We start from the raw sequence: 21,045 nt of genomic DNA on the forward strand, positions 1-21,045 counted from the left end.
GACGGCGTCTCCTCGGCCGGGCCCCGCCGCCGGGTCCTCCGTCAGCCGGAGGCGCCGCTGGTGGCCGTCGGCTGCGTGCCCGTGCCGCCGCTGTCGTCGCCGCCGCCGTCCCCGCCGTCGCCGCCCCCGGAGGGGTCGCCGGTCGGGTCGGTGGTCGGCGTGCCCCCCGTGGGCCGGGTCGTCGGCTCGCCCGTGTGCGTGGGCGTGTCCGTGGGGTCGACCGGCGGCGTGGTGGCCGGTTCGGTCGGCGCCTCGGTGGTCGGCCTGCCCGTGGGCCAGTTCGGCTGCCGCGTCGGCTGCTCGGTCCACGGCTCCCGCGTCGAACCGCCGCTGGACGTGCCCGGGTCCTGCGTCTGGTCCTGGGTGGGCTCCGGCGAGGCCGTGGGCTCCTCCGAGGCCTTCGTGGACGGCGAGGTGGTGACGGTCGGCGTCTTGTTCTCCGTACCGCCGCCGCCGTTCCCGCCCGCCTTGCTGAGGGCGAACGCGACCCCGGCGACCACCGCGACCACCGCGAGCGCGGCGAACAGCCACATCCTGCCCCGGCCGCCGTTGCCGCCGCCCTGCGACCCGTACGAGCCGCCCTGGCCGTAGCCCCCGCCGCCCGCACCGCCGTCGTAACCACCGTCGTCGGGGTTCATCGGCGGGAGGATCGGGCGCTGCGCGGTCTCGCCGTGCGCCGGGTGGCCCATCGCGGTCGTCGCGGCCACGCCGCCGGCCGGGGTCCGGCCGCCGTCGTGCACCTCGATCGGGCCGGTGTTCCACGTGCCGGTGTAGCCGCCCTGCTGCTGGAGCATCTGGAGGGCGTACTGGATGAGCCCGCGCATCTCCTCGGCGCTCTGGAACCGGTCGTCCGGCTCCTTCGCGAGCGAGCGCATCACCAGGCCGTCCAGCTCCGGCGGCACGGACCCGGTCACGTCGGACGGCGGGACCGGCGCGTCCTGGACGTGCTGGTAGACGACGGACAGCGGGGTCTCGCCGGTGAAGGGGGGCCGCAGCGCGAGGAGTTCGTAGAGGAGGCAGCCCGTCGCGTACAGGTCGGAGCGGTGGTCGACGGCCTTGCCGAGCGCCTGCTCGGGGGAGAGGTACTGCGGCGTGCCCATGACCATGCCGGTCTGGGTCATCGTCGACTGCGCGCCGTGCAGGGCGCGGGCGATGCCGAAGTCCATGACCTTGACGGCGCCGCCGTGGGTGATGATCACGTTCGCCGGCTTGATGTCGCGGTGCACGATGCCGTGCTGGTGCGAGTAGGCCAGCGCCTCCAGGACCCCGGAGACGATGATCAGGGCCTGCTCGGGGCCGGGTGCCTCGGCGCTCAGCAGCAGGTCGCGGATGGTGCGGCCCTCGACCAGCTCCATCACGATGTACGGCACGGGGCGGCCGCCCACCAGGTCCTCGCCGGAGTCGTACACGGCGACGATCGCGTGGTGGTTGAGGCCGGCGACCGACTGCGCCTCGCGCGTGAAGCGCGCCTTGGAGACCGGGTCCTCGGCGAGGTCGGCGCGCAGCAGCTTGACGGCCACGGTGCGGCCCAGCCGTACGTCCTCCGCCGCGAACACCTCGGCCATGCCGCCGCGTCCCAGACGGTGCGTCAGGCGGTAGCGCCCGTCGCCGACGACGCCGCCGACGCCCCAGGATTCCGCGGCCGCGTCCGGCGCACCGCCACCTGCTCCGGATTCGGGTGCCATCAGTCCTCGCCGTCGTCTGTCGTGCCGTGTCCAGTCGTCACGCTACAGGCTCCGTACGACATCGCGGTCCGAGATGGACCGGCCATCCAATCCCGTTCACGTACACCTGTGCAAATTCGACGCATTCCCGCACCGGTTCGGAAACGCTTCCTGTGCGGAGGGTCACGTAACGGGCACCCGGCTTGACGTGTCACCGCCCTGGGGCAGACTTGGCCGGGAAAATCACGGGTCGACGCCGCACGCGCGCGTACGTAGGGGGAAGCACAGATGAGCCAGGACGGCGCACAGGGCCGCTACGCGGGCGGTTCGGTCGCGGGCGGCCGGTACCAGCTGCGCGATCTTCTCGGCGAGGGCGGCATGGCGTCGGTGTACCTGGCGTACGACAGCGCCCTCGACCGGCAGGTCGCCATCAAGACGCTGCACACGGAGCTGGGCCGGGAGCAGTCCTTCCGCGAGCGGTTCCGGCGCGAGGCGCAGGCCGTCGCGAAGCTCTCCCACACCAACATCGTCTCGGTCTTCGACACCGGCGAGGACACCCTCGACGGCGCCGTCATGCCGTACATCGTCATGGAGTACGTGGAGGGGCAACCGCTCGGCTCGGTGCTCGCCGCGGACGTGCGGCAGTACGGCGCGATGCCGGCCGACAAGGCGCTGAAGGTCACGGCCGACGTGCTCGCCGCCCTGGAGGTCAGCCACGAGATGGGCCTGGTCCACCGGGACATCAAGCCGGGCAACGTGATGACGACCAAGCGCGGCGTGGTCAAGGTCATGGACTTCGGCATCGCGCGGGCCATGCAGTCGGGGGTCACCTCGATGACGCAGACCGGCATGGTCGTCGGCACCCCCCAGTACCTCTCCCCCGAGCAGGCCCTCGGCCGGGCGGTGGACGCCCGCTCCGACCTCTACTCGGTCGGCATCATGCTCTTCCAGCTGCTCACGGGCCGGCTCCCCTTCGACGCCGACTCCCCGCTCGCCATCGCGTACGCGCACGTGCAGGAGGAGCCGGTCGCCCCGTCCTCCGTCAACCGCTCATTGACTCCGGCGATGGACGCGCTCGTCGCCCGCGCGCTCCGGAAGAACCCGAACGAGCGGTTCCCGAGCGCGGCGGCCATGCGCGACGAGTGCCTGCGGGTCCTGTCGGCCGGGCAGACCGGTGCCCCCGTGATCGTCGCGGGCGGGCCCGTCAGCAGCGGCGCGGGCGTCGGCTCGGCGGTCTTCCCGCCGGTCGGCCAGGCCCCGCCGCCCGGCCCGCACGGCGTGCAGCAGCCGTACCTGCCGCCGACGCCGCAGCCGGGCCCGTACGGCCCCGCGACCCCCGCGCCCGCCCCGTCGTACGGCTACCCGCAGCAGGCCCCGACGCCCGCCCCTTACGGCCAGCAGGCCCCCACGCCAGCGCCGTACGCCCAGACGCACGCCCAGACGCACGCACCCGCCCCGGCGGGCGGCGGCTCCCGGCGGAACACGTCGGTGATCGTCGGCGCGATCGCGGTCGCCGTGATCGCGATCGGCGGCCTGGTCCTGGCGCTCAACCTGAACAAGGGCGAGGAGAAGGACCCGCAGGCGGGCGGCACCGGCGGCACGGGCACCCAGCAGAGCGAGACGGCGAAGCCGGGCTACAAGGGCCCCGACCTGACCAAGACCATCGACACGAAGAAGTGCACCCAGCCGAGGGAGTCGAGCGACGACCCCGAGAAGTTCGAGGTGCCCGACTTCAACTACAAGAACATCCAGTCGGTGAAGGACTGCATCCGGGCCGCCGGCTGGAAGATCAAGGTCCAGACCCCGGTGGACGAGGCGACGTACGGCGACGGGACGGTCCTGGAGCAGTACCCGCCGTCCGGTACGGACATCAGCGCCAAGGACGCGGAGTTCACGCTGAAGATCTCGACGGGCAACCCGCCGCAGTAGCCCCCTCGGGCCCGCCCCCTCCTGCCGTGCGCCCACCGGGGGCCCGTCGGGCGCTTGCGGGCGTCTGAAGGACGCCTACCGGGTGCCCACCGGGTGCCGGAATCGTCCCGGCATGTGACGCTGAGTCGAACACCTCGGCGGCTCGGTACGGGAGGGGGTCACCCGGTGACTCCAGTACTCCGCGGGGCACGGGCGCGAGCCCTGCGCCCCGCGCTCACCTGCGCGTTCGCCTGCGCCTGCGCCCTGTACGCCGCGCCCCTCGCCCATCCGGCGGAGCCCCCCGGCACCACGGCGAGCGCCCCGACGGACACCACGGCGGACACCAGGACGGGCGCCACGCCCCCCGGCACCACCCCTCCGGCGCCCCCGCCGGGCCCGCCCTCCACGACCGCCCCGCCGCCGGTCTCCCCCTCCGCTCCCGCTCCCGCGTCCGGTTCCGTCCCGGCCTCTGCGCCCGCCTCCGCCTCCCCGGGGCGCGCCGGAAGCGCCGTCCCGCCCGCTCCCGCGCCCGCGGGCAGCGGACCGGCCTCCCCGGCCGTGCGGCCCGCCGGGCCCTCCGGCGCCCCCGCCCCGGAGTCCTCCGCCTCCCTCGCGGGGCGGCCCGCCGCCGAGGGCAGGACCAGGCCCGGCCGCACCGAGACCGCCCCGACGCCCTCGGAGAGCCGTTCCCGTACCGAAACCGTCACGGAATCCGAGTCGCGGGAGGACGGGGAGGAGGAGGGCGGAGCGGTACGCGAGGAGGAGGACGCGTCGCCCGAGGCGGCCTCCGCCGGCCTGCCCGCCGCCGTGCCCCGGACGGAGGGCGAGTCCGCCTCCGGCCTCGTCCACCAGCGGGTTCCCGTGCTCACCCTGGGGGTGGGGCTGGCCCTGATGGGGCTCGGGATCGGCTTCCTGGGGCTCCGGATGCGCCGCCGCTGAGCCGCGGCGGAGGGCCGGCGTCCCCCTTGAGGGGGACCCCCCGCTTCCGCCTCAGGTCGGTTGTCCGCGACGATATACCCGGTATACATACTGAGTATGTCCATCCGCCACGGGCTCCTCGCCCTCCTCGAACGCGGCCCGCGCTACGGCTCTCAGCTCCGTACGGAGTTCGAGTCCCGCACGGGCTCCACCTGGCCGCTCAACGTCGGGCAGGTCTACACGACCCTCAGCCGGCTCGAACGCGACGGCATGGTCGCGCAGGGCGGCGAGGACGGGGCCGGGCACACGCTCTACACGATCACCGACGACGGCCGCGCCGAGCTGAGGGCCTGGTTCGAGAAGCCGGTGGACCGCACCAGCCCCGCCCGTGACGAGCTGGCCATCAAGCTCGCCATGGCGGTGGGCGCGCCGAACGTCGACATCCGCGACGTCATCCAGTCCCAGCGCCGGCACACCGTGAAGGCGATGCAGGACTACACCCGGCTCAAGGCCCAGGCGCTCCTGGCCGTCGAGAGCGGCGGGGCGCGGGAACGGGACGACGTGGCCTGGCTGCTCGTCCTGGAGCAGCTGATCTTCCAGACGGAGGCCGAGGCGCGCTGGCTGGACCACTGCGAGTCCCGGCTGATCCGCCTCTCGGCGACCGCCCGGTCGGCCCCGGACGCCCCGGACGCGCAGAGCGAGCCGGACGCGCCCGCCGCCGGGGCCCCGGCTCCCGCCCCGGCCCCTGTCGCGCGGGCGGGCGCCCGCACCGACCGCCCCTGACGCCGGGGCGCGCCGACCGCTCGCCCGCGCCCCGCCCGTACGTCCGACGCACCACCTTCCACCGCACGCTCCGTGCCCGGCCGACCGCCCGGCACGCCAAGGGGGGAACCCTTCCATGTCCGCACAGCAGCCCGTGCTGCAACTGAAGAACCTGACCCGGGTCCACGGCTCGGGCGCCACCGAGGTGCACGCCCTGCGCGGCATCGACCTCGCCGTGTACCCCGGTGAACTCGTCGCCGTCATGGGCCCGTCCGGCTCCGGGAAGTCCACCCTGCTCACCATCGCGGGCGGTCTGGACTCCCCCACCTCGGGCGAGGTGATCGTCGAGGACACCGACATCACCAAGGTCGGCATCAAGGAGCTCGCGGCCCTCCGCCGCCGCAGCATCGGCTACGTCTTCCAGGACTACAACCTCATCCCGGCCCTGACCGCCGCCGAGAACGTCGCCCTGCCCCGCGAGCTGGACGGGACCCCGGCCCGCAAGGCGCGCGTCGAGGCCCTCGCCGCCCTGGAGGAGATGTCGCTCGGCCACCTCGCCGACCGCTTCCCCGACGAGATGTCCGGCGGCCAGCAGCAGCGCGTGGCCATCGCCCGCGCCCTGGTCGGCGACCGCCGCCTGGTCCTCGCCGACGAGCCGACCGGCGCCCTCGACTCCGAGACCGGCGAGTCCGTCCTCGCCCTGCTCCGCACCCGCTGCGACGCGGGCGCCGCCGGCGTCCTCGTCACCCACGAGCCGCGGTTCGCCGCCTGGGCCGACCGCGTCGTGTTCCTGCGGGACGGCGCCATCGTCGACCAGACCGTGCGCAGCGAGGCCGACTCCCTCCTCTCAGGTCGGGTGGCCGAGGCGTGAAGACCTGGTTCCACTCCTGGCGGGCCGCGATCCGCATAGCCCGCCGTGACGCCTGGCGCGCCAAGGGCCGCAGCGCCCTCGTCCTCGCGATGATCGCCCTGCCCATCCTGGGCGTCAGCGCCTTCGACCTGACCTTCCGCAGCGCGGAGCTGTCCCCCGCCGAGAAGCTGGACCGGACGATCGGCGCGGCCGACGCCCGCTTCCGGGACGCCGACATGGCCGGCGTGCCGATCCTCCAGGACCCGGCCGGTGAGATGAGCGCGCCGGCCAGGAAGGAGGACGACGAACGGTGGCCGTCGGGCCCCACCGACGTCACCAAGACCTTCCCGGCGGGCTCCACCGTCCTCACGGACCGCGTCGGATCGGCGAAGCTGACCACGTCCCACGGTCTGCTGATGACCGAGGTGCGCGAGCTGAAGGCGTCCGACCCCGTCGCCCGGGGCATCATGCCGCTCCTGGAGGGGCGTTACCCGGAGAAGAACGACGAGGTCATGGCGACCTCGCACTTCCTGGAGACCAGCGGTCTGTCGATCGGCTCGACCCTTTCCGCTCGCAACTTCGAGCGCCCGTACCGGATCGTCGGCTCCTACGAACTTCCCGACTCGCTCAAGGCGGATCAGGTCAACGCGCTCCCCGGCGCCTTCCTCGCCCCGTACGGGAAGGCCGCCGAGAAGGCCGGTCTGTCGGCCCCGGACTCCTCCGTGTCCTACCTGGTGCGGAAGCCCGGTGGTTTCACGTGGAACACGGTCCAGGAGATCAACACCAAGGGCGTTCTCGTCGCCTCGCGCGCCGTGCTGCTCTCCCCGCCCGCCGACGCCGACGTCCCGCTCTACCAGAAGGACGGCTGGGGCAACTACGAGGCCGGGCCCACGGACCGCGCCGCCGAACTCGCCGCGGCCGCGACCGTCGTGGGCCTGGCGATGCTGGAGATCTGCCTCCTCGCCGGTCCCGCCTTCGCGGTCGGCGCCCGCCGCTCGCGCCGCCAGCTCGGGCTCGTCGGTGCCAACGGCGGTGCCCGCAGCCACATCCGGGCGATCGTGCTGAGCGGCGGTCTGGTCATCGGCATCGCGGCGGCCGTCGTCGGCACCGTGCTCGCCGTGGTCCTGACCCTGGCGCTCCAGCCGCTCCTCGAACAGGCGATGGGCCAGCGGTTCGGCTCCTTCGACGTCCGGCCGCTCGAAATCCTGGCCATCGCGCTGCTCGCGGTCCTGACCGGTCTGCTCGCCGCGATCGTCCCGGCCGTCACCGCCTCCCGGCAGAGCGTCCTCTCCTCGCTCACCGGCCGACGCGGTGTCCGCCGCAGCAACCGGGTCCTGCCGGTCATCGGCCTCGTGGCCCTCCTGCTCGGCGGGTCCGTCGCCCTCTTCGGTTCCCTCGTCACCGAGCAGGTCGCCGTGGTGGCGGCCGGCTCCGCCCTGGCCGAGCTGGGCGTCGTCGCGATGACCCCGGCCCTGGTGGGCCTGTTCGGCCGCAGCGGACGCTGGCTGCCGCTCTCGCCGCGCCTCGCGCTGCGGGACGCCGTCCGCAACCGGGGCCGTACGGCTCCGGCCGTCGCCGCCGTCCTCGCCGCCGTCGCGGGAACGGTCGCCGTCTCCACCTACATGGCGAGCAGGGAGGCCGAGAACAGGGCCTCGTACGAGCCCCAGCTGCCCTACGGCGCCGTCGCGGCCTTCGTCCGGGAAGAGGGCGGCCGGGACGTCCCGGCGGTCCGCGAGGCCGTCCAGCGGTACCTGCCCGTCGAGCTGCGCGCCGACGTCGACCGCGTCTCGGTCGGCAGGCCCGGCTGCTCCCCGTGGGGCGACGCCGCGGGCTGCGGCCGCTTCGAGGTCGTCGTGCCCCCGGCGAACGAGTGCCCGCTGTACGCGGCGCTCCCGGGCGGCGGCGACCCCACGGAGAGGTTCACGCCCGACCAGCGGCGGAAGATGGTCACCGACGACTGGCGCTGCAAGGAGTCCTCCCACGGCGGGATCTACGTCGACGGCGGCCTGCTCGTCGGTGACGCCAAGGTCCTCCAGGTCCTCGGCGTCGACGACCCCGGGGCCGTGAAGGCCCTCGCGGACGGCAAGGTCGTCACCTTCGACCGCACCCAGATCGACAAGAACGGCACCGTCGGGCTCAAGCAGATCACCGACACCGCCGCCGCCGACAAGGCCATGGAGGAAGGCCGCCCCGTACCCGGCAAGGTCAGCTCCGTGCCCGCCTACCTGGTGCCCGGCGACGAGAAGTCCTACGGGGTCCGGGCCCTGATCACCCCGGCCGCGGCCAAGGCCGCCGGTCTCTCCACCGTGCCGCTGGGCATGTACGCCGCCACCGACCGGCTCGCGGACAGCGAGCAGCGGCAGAAGCTCGACGGCGAGATCGCCAAGCTCGGCAGCAACGTCGAACTGCACGTGGAGGAAGGTTTCGTCAACGAGTACGGGATCGTCCTGCTCTCGCTCGCGATCTTCGCGGGCCTCGTCACCATCGGCGCCGCCGGCATCGCCACCGGGCTCGCCCAGGCCGACGCCGAGGCCGATCTGAAGACGCTCGCCGCCGTGGGCGCCCCGCCCCGGGTCCGCCGCACGCTCAGCGGCTTCCAGTGCGGAGTCGTCGCCGCGATGGGCGTGGTCCTCGGCTCGGCGGCCGGGCTGCTGCCCGCCGTGGGGCTCCGGCTCACCGAGGAGCGCGACCGGCTCCGCTACCACGAGATGAGCGTCGCCGAGGGCTGGACCGGCACCGACACGGCGCCGCCGGACGTGCCGATCGTCGTCCCCTGGGAGACGCTGGCCGTCCTGCTCGTCGCCGTCCCGCTGGGCGCCGCCCTGCTCGCCGCCCTCGTGACCCGCTCGCGCGGCGCGCTGGCCCGGCGCGCGGCGACCTGACGTCCTTCGTGGCCCATCTGTGCCCCTGTACGAGGGTGGATCACCCTCGTACAGGGGCACACCCCGTGGTGAGGCACGTGTACGAGAGAATGGCGGCATGGAGATGCCGAGGAATGACAGGTCGCAGGAGAGCCCCCAGGTCCTCATCGTGGGACAGGACGGGATGGCGCTCGGCGGCACTCAGGGCGACGACGAATCCCGCGAGGTCCCGGTGACGGAAATGGTCGAGCAGCCTGCGAAGGTCATGCGGATCGGCAGCATGATCAAGCAGCTCCTGGAAGAAGTACGCGCGGCACCTCTCGACGAGGCCAGCCGGGTCAGGCTCAAGGACATCCACGCCAGCTCCGTGAAGGAGCTGGAGGACGGGCTCGCGCCCGAACTGGTCGAGGAACTCGAACGTCTCTCCCTGCCGTTCACGGACGAGGCGATCCCCTCCGAGGCGGAGCTGCGCATCGCGCAGGCGCAGCTGGTGGGCTGGCTCGAAGGCCTCTTCCACGGCATCCAAACGGCGCTGTTCGCCCAGCAGATGGCGGCCCGCGCCCAGTTGGAGCAGATGCGCCGGGCGCTGCCGCCGGGCGCCGGTCACGACGATGACGATGACCACGGCCCGGGCCACGCGGTCCGCTCGGGGCCGTACCTGTAGGACGGCGGCCGTACGGAGCCGTACGGCGGCCGTACGCGGAGGGGCCCGGCACACACGGTGTGTGCCGGGCCCCCGTGCGTACCGGCTCAGGCGCCGGGCGCGAGGAGCAGGACCTTGCCGACGTGGTCGCCGGACTCCAGCGCCCGGTGCGCGTCGGCGGCCTCCGGCAGCGGCAGCGTGCGGTCGACGACCGGCCGGACCGTGCCCGCCTCGATCAGTGGCCAGACGTGCTCCCGGACGGCGTCGACGATCGCCGCCTTCTCCCGCAGCGGGCGGGACCGCAGCGTGGTCGCCATGACGGCGCCACGCTTCGCGAGCAGCGCCCCGAGGTTCAGCTCGCCCTTCACCCCGCCCTGGAGGCCGATGATCACCAGGCGTCCGTTCACGGCGAGCGCCTTCACGTTCCGTTCCAGGTACTTGGCGCCGACGATGTCCAGGATGACGTCCGCCCCGGCCCCGTCCGTCGCCTTGGCCAGCTCCTCGACGAAGTCCTGCTCGCGGTAGTCGATGAGGACGTCCGCGCCCAGCTCGGCGCAGCGCTCCAGCTTCCCGGCGCTGCCGGCGGTGACCGCGACCCGGGCCCCGACCGCCTTCGCCAGCTGGATCGCCATCGTGCCGATCCCGCTGGCGCCGCCGTGCACGAGCAGCGTCTCGCCCGGCCGCAGATGGGCGATCATGAAGATGTTGGACCAGACCGTGCACGCCACCTCGGGGAGGGCGGCGGCGGTGGCCAGGTCGACGCCCTCCGGCACCGGCAGGAGCTGACCGGCCGGGACGACGACCTTCTCCGCGTAGCCGCCGCCGACCAGCAGCGCGCACACCTCGTCGCCGACGGCCCAGCCGGACACCCCGGGACCGAGCGCGGCGATCCGGCCCGAGCACTCCAGACCGGGGTACGGGGAGCTGCCGGGCGGCGGGTCGTAGAAGCCCTGGCGCTGGAGCAGATCGGCGCGGTTGACCGCGCTCGCCGCCACCTCGACGAGCACCTCGCCCTCGCCGGGCACGGGATCGGGCACCTCGGACCAGACCAGGGCCTCGGGTCCACCGGGTTCCGGAATCGTGATCGCATACATGGCGGCGAGGCTACTCCCGCGATCACCGCCGGCCGCGATCACCACCGGGGCGGGTTCGCCGCGGAGGCGATCGCGGCCGGCGGGCGGGCTCAGTCCTCCGGCGGGGTGGAGAGCCGGGTCACGGGCGTGGCGCGCACGATGGTGATCACCCGGTCGGTCAGCTGGAGCGGGTTGGCCGCGGGGTCGTCGTAACTGAGCAGCCGGTGGCCCCGGAGCACGCTCACCACCAGGTCCTGGGTCTCCCGCGGGCTCTTGCCCGCTTCGCTCTTCGTCACGGGACGCTCGACCAGGTCGAGGCCGGAGCCCTGCTGGATCAGGTCCTCCATCACCGTACCGGCGCTGGGGCTCAGCACCGAGAGGCCGAGCAGGCGTCCGGCGGCGCTGGCGCTGGTGATGACCGCGTCCGCGCCGGACTGGCGCAGCAGCGGCGCGTTCTCCTCCTCCCGGACGGCGGCGACGATCTTCGCGCCCCGGTTGAGCTGGCGCGCGGTCAGGGTGACCAGGACGGCCGTGTCGTCGCGCTGGGTGGCGATGACGATCTGGCGGGCGCGCTGCACCTCGGCGCGGAGCAGGACGGCGCTGCGGGTCGCGTCGCCGATGACACCGACGAAACCGTCCGCGTTCGCCGTCTCGATCACCTTGCTGGAGGGATCGACGATGACGATCTGCTCCTTGCTGAGACCGGTCGCGCAGAGGGTCTGGATCGCGGACCGCCCCTTCGTGCCGAACCCGACGATGACGGTGTGGTCGCGCAAGGTGGACCTCCAGCGGTTCAGCCGGAACTCCTCCCGGGTCCGCTCGGTGAGGACCTCCAGGGTGGTGCCGACCAGGATGATCAGAAACAGCACGCGCAGGGGCGTGACCAGCAGGATGTTGACGAGCCGCGCCGTGTCGCTGTGCGGGACGATGTCGCCGTATCCGGTGGTGGAGAGCGTCACGGTCGCGTAGTAGGCGCAGTCGAGGAAGTCGAGCGTCTCGTCGGCATTGTCGTGGTAGCCGTCACGGTCGAAGTAGACGAGGAAGATCGTCACGACGAGGACGCCGAGCGCCATGAGCAGCCGCTTGCCGACCTGGCGCAGCGGTCGCTCCACCTCCCGGCGGGGCAGGGTGACCCGGGGGCCGGCGATCTTCTCGTCCGCGTGGCGGGCCATCACGTCACGGCTGGGAAGTTTCACGTGAAACACGCTCCTTGGGCCGGTACGGCCCCCGCCGCCGGCGGCCAGGGAAGATCGAGGACGTCCAGTTCCTGTCCGGGCCGTGCCCCGCCGGGCGGGACGACGGCCAGGCCGTCCGCGGCGGCGATGCCGCGGAGCATGGCCGGACCGTTGTAGCGCAGCGGAACGGCCGATCCGCTGCGGCGGACGACCGGGACGAGTCGTGTGTCATGGGGGTGCCCGTGCACCTCGTCCCGAACGGGCACACGGTACGGCACGGGGGTACGGGGGTCTGTTCCGGCCCCGCCTTCCGCGGGGGTACGGGGCTCTGCGGGGTGCTCGGGCTCTGCGGGGTGCTCGGGCGCCGTGAAGGGCTCGGGCTCTGCAGGGTGTTCGGGCGCCGTGAAGGGCTCGGGCTCTGCGGAGTGCTCGGGCTTCGTGGCGGGCTCGGGCTTCGTCAGGGCGTCGAGCAGGGGCGCGGCGAGGGTGAGGAGCCCCGAAACGGCCGCGAGCGGGTTGCCGGGGAGGCCCACGAGGTGGCGCACGTGGTGCGGGCGGGCGGGGTCGGCGCCGAGGCGGGCGAGGAGCATGGGGTGCCCCGGCCGTACCTTCACCCCGTCGACCAGGAGCACGGCACCGGCCTCGTCGAGCACGCGGTGGACGTGGTCCACGGGTCCGGCGGCGGTGCCTCCGGTGGTGACGACCAGATCGGCGGCGGAGCCGGTGACGGCCGCGTACAGCGCTTCGGCGTCGTCGCCGATCCGGCGGGTGTCGAGGACGTCCGCGCCGAGCGCCGCCAGCCAGGGGCCGAGCATCGGGCCGAGGGCGTCCCGGATGAGCCCCTCGCGGGGGAGGCCGGCCGTGAGGAGTTCGTCGCCGAGGACCAGGATCTCCACGCGGGGACGGGGCAGTACGGGGAGTTCGTCGTACCCGGCGGCGGCGGCGAGGCCGAGGACGGCGGGGGTCACGGTGGTACCGGCGGGCAGCAGTTCGTCGCCGGAGCGGCACTCCTGGCCCCGGGGCCGGATGTCCTGCCCGGCGACGACCTCGCGCAGGGCGCGCAGGAGAAGCCGCCCGTCGTGCGGGGGCTCGTCGGTGCGGGGGTGTTCGGGGCCTTCGGTACGGGGCCGTTCGGTCCGGGAGTGCTCCGCACGGAGGACGGCCGTGGTCCCGGGCGGGACGGGGGCGCCGGTGGCGATCCGTACCGCCTCCCCGGCGGCCAGGGCGGCGGCCGGCACGTGCCCGGCGAGGACGGCGGTCTCCTCGCGCACGTGCCAGGGGCCGGGTCCCGCGACCGCCCAGCCGTCCATGGCGGAGGTGTCGAAGGACGGCAGGTCCGCGAGGGCCGTGAGCGGCCCCGCCAGGACCCGGCCCAGCGCCTCCCCCAGCGGGAGCCCCGAGGGCTTCCGGCCGACCCGTGCCCCGGCCCCGGCGCGGCGCGCGGCGGCCCGCGCCTCGGGCCAGGCGGTGGCCCGGTGCACGTGACCGGCCTTCGCACCGCCGGCGGGCCCGGCGGGGCCGGTGGGACCGGGCGCGTCGGCGGCAGGCCCGGCGGGGCCGGGTCCGGCGGCGGCGGGTTCGGGGGCCATGGGAGCGGGCTCCTTCAGGCTCATCCGGCCCCGTCCTGCTCGGCCTCCCAGCGCAGGGCGAGCGCCGCGGCCTTGCGGGCGGCCTCCGCGACCGCCTCGGGCCCGCCCTCGCCCGCGCGCGCCGCCGCGTACCCCACCAGGAAGGTGGTCAGGGGTGCGGCGGGGCGGGCCACGTTGTGGGCGGCGTCGCGGGCCAGATCGAGCAGGACGCCGGTGTCGACGTCCAACTCGATGCCCAGTTCGTCCTTGACTGCGGTGATCCATTCATCCAGCACGCTCCCATGCTCCCTGATGCGGGCGCGGGCCGTGGCAACGTCCTCCCAGGTGTCGCAGTCGAAGGAGGCGAGGGGACCCGCGGGAAGCCGGGCGAGCCGGAGTCCGTGCGTGAGGTGACGCAGCGGCAGGTGGGCGAGGCCGCCGTGCTCGTGCGCGAGCCGGTCCAGTTCGCGGCGCAGCGGGCCGGTCCGGTACGCGGCGACGAGCGGCTGGTCGCGCCCCTCGGCGTCGGTGAGGAGGACGGCCTCGGCCCCGGGACCCCCGTCCAGCGCGCCGAGGAGTCTCCGTACGGTGGCGCCGTCCAGGAAGGGCAGGTCGGCGGAGAGGACGAGCAGGACGGCCGCCTCCGTCTCCCGCGCCCCCGCGTCGAGGGCGGCCACCGGGCCGCCGCCGGGCGGGTCCTCCCTGGTCCAGCGGACGGGCCGGCCGGTCGGCCGGGGGGACCCGACGACCACGGTCCGGCCCGCGCCGGAGCAGGCCGCGAGGACCCGGTCGAGGAGGGTCCGGCCCCCGACCCGTACCCCGGGCTTGTCCGTGCCGCCGAGGCGCCGGGCGGCGCCCCCGGCGAGTACGACGGCGTCGTGTGCGGTGGTCACCCCAGCAGTATGGGCCGCCGGGGGCCGCGGGCGCCCGGCCCGTCCCACGGGGAGAGACGGACCGGGCGGTGACGGGTGCCGTCAGACCGTGCGGAGCAGCACCGCCGGCTGTTCGACGCAGTCCGCCACGTACCGCAGGAAGCCGCCCGCCGTGCCGCCGTCGCAGACGCGGTGGTCGAAGGTGAGCGAGAGCTGCACGACCTGACGGACGGCCAGTTCGCCCCGGTGCACCCAGGGTTTGGGGATGATCCGGCCGACGCCGAGCATGGCGGCCTCGGGGTGGTTGATGATCGGCGTGGAGCCGTCGACCCCGAACACCCCGTAGTTGTTGAGGGTGAACGTGCCTCCCGTCAGATCGGCCGGGGTGAGCGCGGACTGCCGGGCGGCCTCGGTCAGGCGCCCGAACTCCTCCGTCAGCGCCTCGGCCGTCCGCCTGCCCGCGTCCTTGACCACGGGGACGACCAGGCCGCGCGGGGTCTGGGCGGCGAACCCGAGGTGCACGTCCGGCAGCCGGACGATCTCCCGGGCGGCGGTGTCGACCGTGGAGTTGAGCTCGGGGAACCGGGCCAGGGCGTGGACGCAGATCCGGGCGAGGAGCGCGAGCAGCGAGATCTTCGGCCCGCCCGCCGCGTTCATCGCCGCCCGCGCGGCCATCAGCTCGGTCGCGTCGGCGTCGACCCAGCAGGTCGCGTCGGGGATCTCCGTACGGCTGCGGGACAGCTTGTCCGCCACCGCGCCGCGCACCCCGCGCAGCGGGACCCGCTCGCCCGCCGAGGTGACGGAGGGGGCGGAGGGGGCGGGCTCCGGCGCGGTGACCTGCCGGTCCCGGGCGGCCGCGAGGGCCAGTTCCACGTCGGCGCGCAGGATCAGCCCCTCGGGCCCCGAACCGCGCACCTGCCGCAGGTCGAGCCCCCCGTCCCTGGCCAGCTTCCGTACGAGCGGGGAGATGACGGGAACGGGTCCCCGGTGCGCGGGCGCGGGCACGGGCGCGGGGACCGCGACCGGTGCCGGGGCGGCGGCCGGAGCCGTCTGCCGCACCCGGCGGCGCCGGGCGGCGGGCCCGGCGGTTCCGTACCCGACGAGGACGTTGCCTGAATACTCAGAAGACACAGCAGACACGGCGGACTCGGCGGACCCGGCCTGCGCGGCGGCGGTCCCGGCGTCCTCCTCCGCGGCGACGGGGGCGGTCGCGGGGCCGGCGCCCCCCGTGCCGCCCACGGCGACCGTCAGGAGCGGTGCGCCGACGGGCAGTTCGGTGCCCTCCTCGCCGTACCGGGCGGTGACGACGCCGCCGTACGGGCAGGGCACCTCGACCATGGCCTTGGCCGTCTCGACCTCGACGACCGGCTGGTCGACGGCGACGACGTCGCCGACGGCGACCAGCCAGCGCACGATCTCGGCCTCGGTGAGCCCCTCGCCGAGGTCGGGCAGCTTGAATTCGAGGACCTGGGCCATCAGTTGTCCGCCTCCCACTGGAGCCGGGCCACCGCGTCCAGGACCCGGTCCACGCCGGGCAGGTGGTGCCGCTCCAGCATCGGCGGCGGGTACGGGATGTCGAAGCCCGCGACCCGCAGCACCGGCGCCTCCAGGTGGTGGAAGCAGCGCTCGGTCACCCGGGCGGCGATCTCCGCGCCGGGGCCGCCGAAGCCGGTCGACTCGTGGACCACGACGGCGCGTCCGGTGCGCCGCACCGAGGCGCAGACGGTCTCGTCGTCGAAGGGCACGAGCGAGCGCAGGTCGACCACTTCGAGGTCCCAGCCCTCCGCCTGCGCGGCCTCGGCGGCCTCCAGGCAGACCGGCACCGAGGGCCCGTAGGTGATCAGGGTGGCGCCGGTGCCCCGGCGCCGCACGACGGCCCTGCCGATGGGTTCGACGGGCGCGGGCGCCTCGGGGGACCAGTCGGACTTCGACCAGTAGAGCCGCTTGGGCTCCAGGAAGACCACCGGGTCGTCGGAGGCGATGGCCGCTCGCAGCAGGCCGTAGGCGTCCTCGACGGTGGCCGGGGTGACGACGTGCAGGCCCGGCGTGGCCGTGTAGTAGGCCTCGGAGGAGTCGCTGTGGTGCTCGACGCCGCCGATCCCGCCGCCGTACGGCACCCGGATGACGATCGGCATCGGCATCGCGCCGCGCGTGCGGTTGCGCATGCGGGCCACGTGGGAGATCAGCTGCTCGAACGCCGGGTAGGCGAAGGCGTCGAACTGCATCTCCACGACCGGCCGCAGGCCGTACATGGCCATGCCGACGGCCGCGCCGAGGATGCCGGCCTCGGCCAGCGGGGTGTCCGTGCAGCGGTCCTCGCCGAACTCCTTCGCGAGCCCGTCGGTGACCCGGAAGACCCCGCCGAGGGTGCCGACGTCCTCGCCCATCACGTGGACGGTCGGGTCCTCGGCCATGGCGTCGCGCATGGCGCGCTGGAGCGCCTGCGCCATCGTGGCGGGCTTGGCCTTCCCGGCCTTCCCGCCGGCCCCGGACGCCTTGGGTCCGGTCGTCGCGGTCGTCATCACGCCTCACCCTCGGCTTCGAGCTCGGCGCGCAGCTGCGCCGCCTGTTCGCGCAGCTGCGTGGTCTGCTCCGCGTACACGTGGGAGAACAGGTCCATCGGGTCGAGCACCGGGTCGGCGTTCATCCGTTCGCGCAGGTCGGCGGCCATGGTCTCGGCGGCCTCGGCCGCGGCGCGCCTGCCGTCCTCGTCCAGCAGGCCGCGTTCGGTCAGTTCCCGTTCGAGGATCAGGACGGGGTCGTGCGCCCGCCAGGTCTCGACCTCGGCGGACTCGCGGTAGCGGGTGGCGTCGTCGGCGTTGGTGTGGGCGTCGATCCGGTAGGTGACGGCCTCGACCAGGGTCGGCCCGCCGCCGCGCCGCGCGCGGGCCACGGCCTCGGTGAGCACCTGGTGGACGGCGACCACGTCGTTGCCGTCCACCAGCCGGCCCGGCACGCCGTATCCGACGCCCTTGTGGGCGAGGGAGGGGGCGGCGGTCTGCTTGGCGAGCGGCACGGAGATCGCGAAGCCGTTGTTCTGCACGAGGAAGACCACGGGGGCCTGCCAGACGGCCGCGAAGTTCAGCGCCTCGTGGAAGTCGCCCTCGCTGGTGCCGCCGTCGCCGACCATGGCGAGGGCGACGACGTCGTCGCCCTTGAGGCGGGCGGCGTGGGCGAGGCCCACCGCGTGCGGGAGCTGGGTGGCCAGGGGCGTGCAGAGCGGGGCGATCCGGTGCTCGTGCGGGTCGTAGCCGGTGTGCCAGTCGCCGCGCAGCAGGGTCAGGGCCTGGACGGGGTCGAGGCCGCGGGCCACCGCCGCCAGGGTGTCGCGGTACGAGGGGAAGAGCCAGTCCCGGTCCTCCAGGACGGCCGCGGCGGCGATCTCGCATGCCTCCTGGCCGGTGGTGGACGGGTACACGGCGAGCCGGCCCTGCTTGGTGAGGGCGGTGGCCTGGGTGTTGTACCGGCGGCCGCGGACCAGCTCCGCGTAGAGCCGCAGCAGCAGCGCGGGATCGGCGTCGGCCATGGCGTCCGTGCCGAGCACGCGCAGCGGCTCGGCGTCCGGCAGCAGCGGCGCGGGGTCGGTGCGCGGCCGCCACTCCGGCGGGGTGGTCCGGCGGGCGGGGGCGGCACCGGGCGGCTCTTGGACTGTCGAACTGCGCTGTTGCAACGAGTCCACCTCCTCGTGGGAGCGGGCATGAAGCCCGAAGGCGGGCGGCGCGAGTGTGGTGCGCCTCACCTACCGATTGTTCGGTCGTGGAGGCATTTTGGCTACAGGCACCTCCAGCCTGTGGACAAACGGTTCTCCACAGCCTGGGATAAGAACAGGTCGTCCACCGGAGAGAGGCGGGGGCACATGGCGGATGAACAAATGGCCGACGACTGGGAGCAGGTCGTCTCCCCGGCCCCGGCGGCGGCGCTGCAGGGCCCGCCCGCGCGCCCGCTGGACGCGATCGACCGCGACATCCTGCGCATACTCCAAACGGACGGCCGGGCGTCGATCCGCTCCGTGGCCGAGCGGGTGCACGTCTCCCGGGCCAACGCCTACGCGCGGATCAACCGGCTCATCGACGACGGGGTGATCCGGGGCTTCAGCGCCCGCGTGAACCACGAGCGGGCCGGCCACGGCGCCTCCGCCTACATCACGCTCAAGATCGTCCAGAACTCCTGGCGGACCGTGCGCGAGCAGCTCCAGGCCCTGCCGGGGGCCGCGCACATCGCGCTGGTCAGCGGCGATTTCGACGTACTGCTCCTGGTGCACACCCCGGACAACCGGACCCTGCGCGAGCTGGTGCTCACCAAGCTCCAGTCGATCCCGGAGGTGCTCTCGACCCGGACGCTGCTGGTCTTCGAGGAGACGGACCTCGACCCGGACCACTGAGACCGCCCGGGCCGGGGCGCGGACCGCTGGGACGCCCGGGCCAGGGGCCCCCGGACCACTGAGGCGCCCGGGCCAGGGGCCCGCCGAGGGCGTCAGCCGGCCGTCCGCAGCCCGTCGAAGGCCAGGTGGACCACGGTCCCGGCGATCCGCTGCCGCTCCGCCGCCGTGTCCGTATGCGGCCGGTACCACTCCACCAGCGAGTTGATCATGCCGAAGAGAAGCCGGGTCGCGAGCCGGATGTCCACGTCGGCCCGCAGGTCGCCCTCGGCGACGGCCGCCTTCAGGAGGTCGGCCACCCGGTGGTCGAACTCGCGGCGCCGCTCCATCGCCCACCGCTCGGTGGCCGTGTTGCCGCGCACCCGCAGGAGCAGCGTCACGTACGGCAGCTCCTCGATCAGCACCTCGACCGTGCGGCGCGTGACGTACTCGACCCGCTCGACGGCCCGGCCCTGCCCGGCCCCCGGCTCGTCGAGGACCGCGAACAGGCCGTCCAGCGCCCGGCTGACCGCCCGCCGGAGCAGCTCCTCCTTGCCGGACACGTGGTGGTAGATCGAGGACTTGGAGATGCCCGCCGCCTTCGACAGGTGCTCCATGGAGGTGCCGTCGTAACCGCGCTCGTTGAAGACCCGCACCGCGACCGAGAGCAGCGTCTCGGGGGTGTACGTGTCGCGCTTCGCCGTGGTCATCGGGAGCCCTCCTCGTCGCGGGTCTCCTCGGCGTACGCCCGGCGTACCAGACCGGTGCCCGGCGCGTACCGACCCGTCGGGTACCGCTCGTGCAGCGACTTGAGCAGGCCGCACACGCGCCGGTAGCCCACCCGCTCGGCCCACTCGAACGGTCCGGCCGGGTAGTTGACCCCGAGCCGCATCGCGGTGTCGACGTCCTCGGCGGTGGCGACCCTCCGGTCGACCGCGTCGACCGCGAGGTCGACCAGCATCGCGACCGTACGGGCCACGATCATGCCGGGCACGTCGCTGATCACGGACACCCGCTTGCCGAGCGCCTGGAAGAGGCCCACCGCCTCGGCGAGCACCTGCGGCTCGGTCTCCTCCGCGGTGGAGAGCACGATCCGGTCCGCGCGCGCGTAGTCGAGGGCCAGGTCGAAGTAGACGACCTCGTCACGGCCGTACTCGAAGGAGGTCTCCCCGTCGGCGAGCAGCAGCACGGCGCCGCCCGGCAGCTCGAAGAAGCCGTTCCCCCGCTTCTTGCGCCGGACCGTGATCCCAGCCTCCTCGAAGAGACCCACCAGCGGCTCGGCCGGGCCCAGGTCGCCCCGGACGGTGATCCGCTCCGGCGCCTTCGCCGGCGGGGCCGTGTGCGGCTCGGAACACTCGGCGCCCTCCGCGTACGAGAACCAGCCGTGGCCCGTCTTGCGGCCGAGGCGCCCGGACTCGACCAGCCGGCGCTGCGCGAGCGACGGGGTGAACTTGGGGTCCTGGTGGAAGGCGTCCCAGACGGAGCGGGTGACGGCCTCGTTCACGTCCTGGCCGATGAGGTCGGTCAGCTCGAACGGACCCATGCGGAAGCCGCCGCTCTCGCGCAGGGCCGCGTCGATGGTGGCCGGGTCGGCGCCGCCCTCCTCGTACACCCGGAACGCCTCGGCGTAGAAGGGGCGCGCGATCCGGTTCACGAGGAAGCCGGGGGTGTCCGCGCAGCGCACCGGCGTCTTGCCCCAGCCCTTCACCGTCTCGTACGCGCGCGTGGCGGTGTCCGGGTCGGTGGCGAAGCCGCTGACGACCTCGACCAGCGGGAGCAGCGGCGCCGGGTTGAAGAAGTGCAGTCCGACGAACCGGCCGGGCAGGCGCAGGCCTCCGGCGATGGCGGTGACGGAGAGCGACGAGGTGTTGGTGGCGAGGACGGTGTCGTCGCCGACGACCTCCTCCAGGTCGGCGAAGAGCCGCCGCTTGACCTCCAGGTCCTCCACGATCGCCTCGACCACGAGGGCCGCGTCCGCGAGTTCGGCGAGCTCTCCGGCCGCGTGCAGCCGTCCGACGGCCGCCTCGCGCGCGCCCGCGTCCAGGCGGCCCTTCTCCACGAGCCGGTCGAGGCGGGCGGTGAGGGCGGCCACGGCCTCCCCGGCCCGGCCGGGGGCGCTGTCGTAGAGGCGCACGGGGTGGCCGGCGACCAGGGCGACCTGGGCGATGCCCTGGCCCATGGTCCCGGTGCCGACGACGGCGACGACACGGCCCCGCCCGACGGACTCCACGGCCCCGGCGCCCTCCGTCCCCACGGCTGCAACGCGGTCCTGCTCCACGGCGGCGGGCTCATTGGCGGTCACGTCGTCGTTCCCCCTGACGGTCACGTCGGCACTCATGGGAGTGATCCTCCCCGATGGGTTTTCCACAGGATCGGCGGACCCCCTTGTCCCGA

General features: G+C 74.3%; 17 protein-coding genes. 7 read left to right on the top strand and 10 right to left on the bottom strand.

From position 1 onward, the window contains the following. Positions 1 to 41: 41 nt before the first annotated feature. Entirely contained in the window at positions 42 to 1,685 is a 1,644-nt protein-coding gene (locus OO47_RS10760) for a protein kinase domain-containing protein (RefSeq protein WP_030206571.1), read from the bottom strand. 267 nt (positions 1,686 to 1,952) lie between these two features. Here OO47_RS10760 and OO47_RS10765 point away from each other — a divergent pair, with 267 nt between their 5' ends. The 6 genes from OO47_RS10765 to OO47_RS10795 all read left to right on the top strand — a co-directional run bounded on the left by OO47_RS10765 (position 1,953) and on the right by OO47_RS10795 (position 9,627). Next, positions 1,953 to 3,593: a protein kinase domain-containing protein gene (locus OO47_RS10765; RefSeq protein ID WP_030206573.1), complete on the top strand. Its 1,641-nt coding sequence runs from the start codon at positions 1,953 to 1,955 to the stop codon at positions 3,591 to 3,593. A gap of 165 nt (positions 3,594 to 3,758) precedes the next feature. Continuing rightward, positions 3,759 to 4,511, top strand: coding sequence for a hypothetical protein (locus OO47_RS36830; RefSeq protein WP_158708649.1), 753 nt, complete (start codon positions 3,759 to 3,761; stop codon positions 4,509 to 4,511). Positions 4,512 to 4,607: 96 nt separating this feature from the next. Continuing rightward, positions 4,608 to 5,273, top strand: a complete 666-nt coding sequence (locus OO47_RS10780) for a PadR family transcriptional regulator (RefSeq protein WP_030206582.1) — start codon at positions 4,608 to 4,610, stop codon at positions 5,271 to 5,273. 115 nt (positions 5,274 to 5,388) lie between these two features. Continuing rightward, the gene (locus OO47_RS10785) at positions 5,389 to 6,123 is read left to right on the top strand and encodes an ABC transporter ATP-binding protein (RefSeq protein WP_030206585.1); all 735 of its coding nucleotides are present in this window, start codon (positions 5,389 to 5,391) and stop codon (positions 6,121 to 6,123) included. Next, positions 6,120 to 8,984, top strand: a complete 2,865-nt coding sequence (locus OO47_RS10790) for an ABC transporter permease (protein ID WP_030206588.1) — start codon at positions 6,120 to 6,122, stop codon at positions 8,982 to 8,984. Before OO47_RS10785 ends, OO47_RS10790 begins: the two co-directional genes overlap by 4 nt. 97 nt (positions 8,985 to 9,081) lie before the next feature. Then, the gene (locus OO47_RS10795; protein WP_030206591.1) at positions 9,082 to 9,627 is read left to right on the top strand and encodes a bacterial proteasome activator family protein; all 546 of its coding nucleotides are present in this window, start codon (positions 9,082 to 9,084) and stop codon (positions 9,625 to 9,627) included. Between the two features lie 86 nt (positions 9,628 to 9,713). Here OO47_RS10795 and OO47_RS10800 read toward each other — a convergent pair whose 3' ends face one another. The 7 genes from OO47_RS10800 to pdhA form a co-directional block, all read right to left on the bottom strand. After that, a complete protein-coding gene (locus OO47_RS10800; protein WP_030206593.1) occupies positions 9,714 to 10,700 on the bottom strand; it encodes an NAD(P)H-quinone oxidoreductase in 987 nt (328 codons plus the stop codon). Positions 10,701 to 10,789: 89 nt separating this feature from the next. Further along, on the bottom strand, positions 10,790 to 11,875 hold the full coding sequence (locus OO47_RS10805) for a potassium channel family protein (protein WP_078489579.1): 1,086 nt from the start codon (positions 11,873 to 11,875) through the stop codon (positions 10,790 to 10,792). Then, positions 11,872 to 13,443 carry a molybdopterin molybdotransferase MoeA gene (locus tag OO47_RS33330; protein WP_078489580.1) on the bottom strand — a complete coding sequence of 524 codons (1,572 nt, stop codon included), beginning with the start codon at positions 13,441 to 13,443 and terminating at the stop codon, positions 11,872 to 11,874. Before OO47_RS33330 ends, OO47_RS10805 begins: the two co-directional genes overlap by 4 nt. A 20-nt stretch (positions 13,444 to 13,463) precedes the next feature. Further along, positions 13,464 to 14,315 carry an NTP transferase domain-containing protein gene (locus OO47_RS10815; protein WP_030206598.1) on the bottom strand — a complete coding sequence of 284 codons (852 nt, stop codon included), beginning with the start codon at positions 14,313 to 14,315 and terminating at the stop codon, positions 13,464 to 13,466. A gap of 81 nt (positions 14,316 to 14,396) precedes the next feature. After that, positions 14,397 to 15,770, bottom strand: coding sequence for a dihydrolipoamide acetyltransferase family protein (locus tag OO47_RS10820; RefSeq protein ID WP_030206599.1), 1,374 nt, complete (start codon positions 15,768 to 15,770; stop codon positions 14,397 to 14,399). Next, positions 15,770 to 16,816 (bottom strand): alpha-ketoacid dehydrogenase subunit beta, encoded by a 1,047-nt coding sequence (locus tag OO47_RS10825; RefSeq protein WP_030206605.1) that lies wholly within the window; start codon positions 16,814 to 16,816, stop codon positions 15,770 to 15,772. The genes OO47_RS10820 and OO47_RS10825 overlap by 1 nt, the downstream gene beginning before the upstream one ends. Continuing rightward, the gene (gene pdhA, locus OO47_RS10830) at positions 16,816 to 17,973 is read right to left on the bottom strand and encodes a pyruvate dehydrogenase (acetyl-transferring) E1 component subunit alpha (protein ID WP_030206607.1); all 1,158 of its coding nucleotides are present in this window, start codon (positions 17,971 to 17,973) and stop codon (positions 16,816 to 16,818) included. The genes OO47_RS10825 and pdhA overlap by 1 nt, the downstream gene beginning before the upstream one ends. 192 nt (positions 17,974 to 18,165) lie before the next feature. Between pdhA and OO47_RS10835 the strand changes: the two genes are divergently transcribed. Continuing rightward, positions 18,166 to 18,675 (top strand): Lrp/AsnC family transcriptional regulator, encoded by a 510-nt coding sequence (locus tag OO47_RS10835; protein ID WP_030206610.1) that lies wholly within the window; start codon positions 18,166 to 18,168, stop codon positions 18,673 to 18,675. Positions 18,676 to 18,767: 92 nt separating this feature from the next. Here the strand turns inward: OO47_RS10835 and OO47_RS10840 are convergent, their stop codons facing one another. Both OO47_RS10840 and OO47_RS10845 read right to left on the bottom strand, forming a co-directional pair. Beyond that, entirely contained in the window at positions 18,768 to 19,361 is a 594-nt protein-coding gene (locus OO47_RS10840; protein ID WP_030206619.1) for a TetR/AcrR family transcriptional regulator, read from the bottom strand. Further along, positions 19,358 to 20,989: a 3-hydroxyacyl-CoA dehydrogenase gene (locus tag OO47_RS10845; protein ID WP_078489581.1), complete on the bottom strand. Its 1,632-nt coding sequence runs from the start codon at positions 20,987 to 20,989 to the stop codon at positions 19,358 to 19,360. Before OO47_RS10845 ends, OO47_RS10840 begins: the two co-directional genes overlap by 4 nt. Positions 20,990 to 21,045: the final 56 nt, after the last annotated feature.

The sequence above is a fragment of the Streptomyces bikiniensis genome (genome assembly GCF_000716625.1).
Taxonomy (GTDB): Bacteria; Actinomycetota; Actinomycetes; order Streptomycetales; family Streptomycetaceae; genus Streptomyces; species Streptomyces bikiniensis.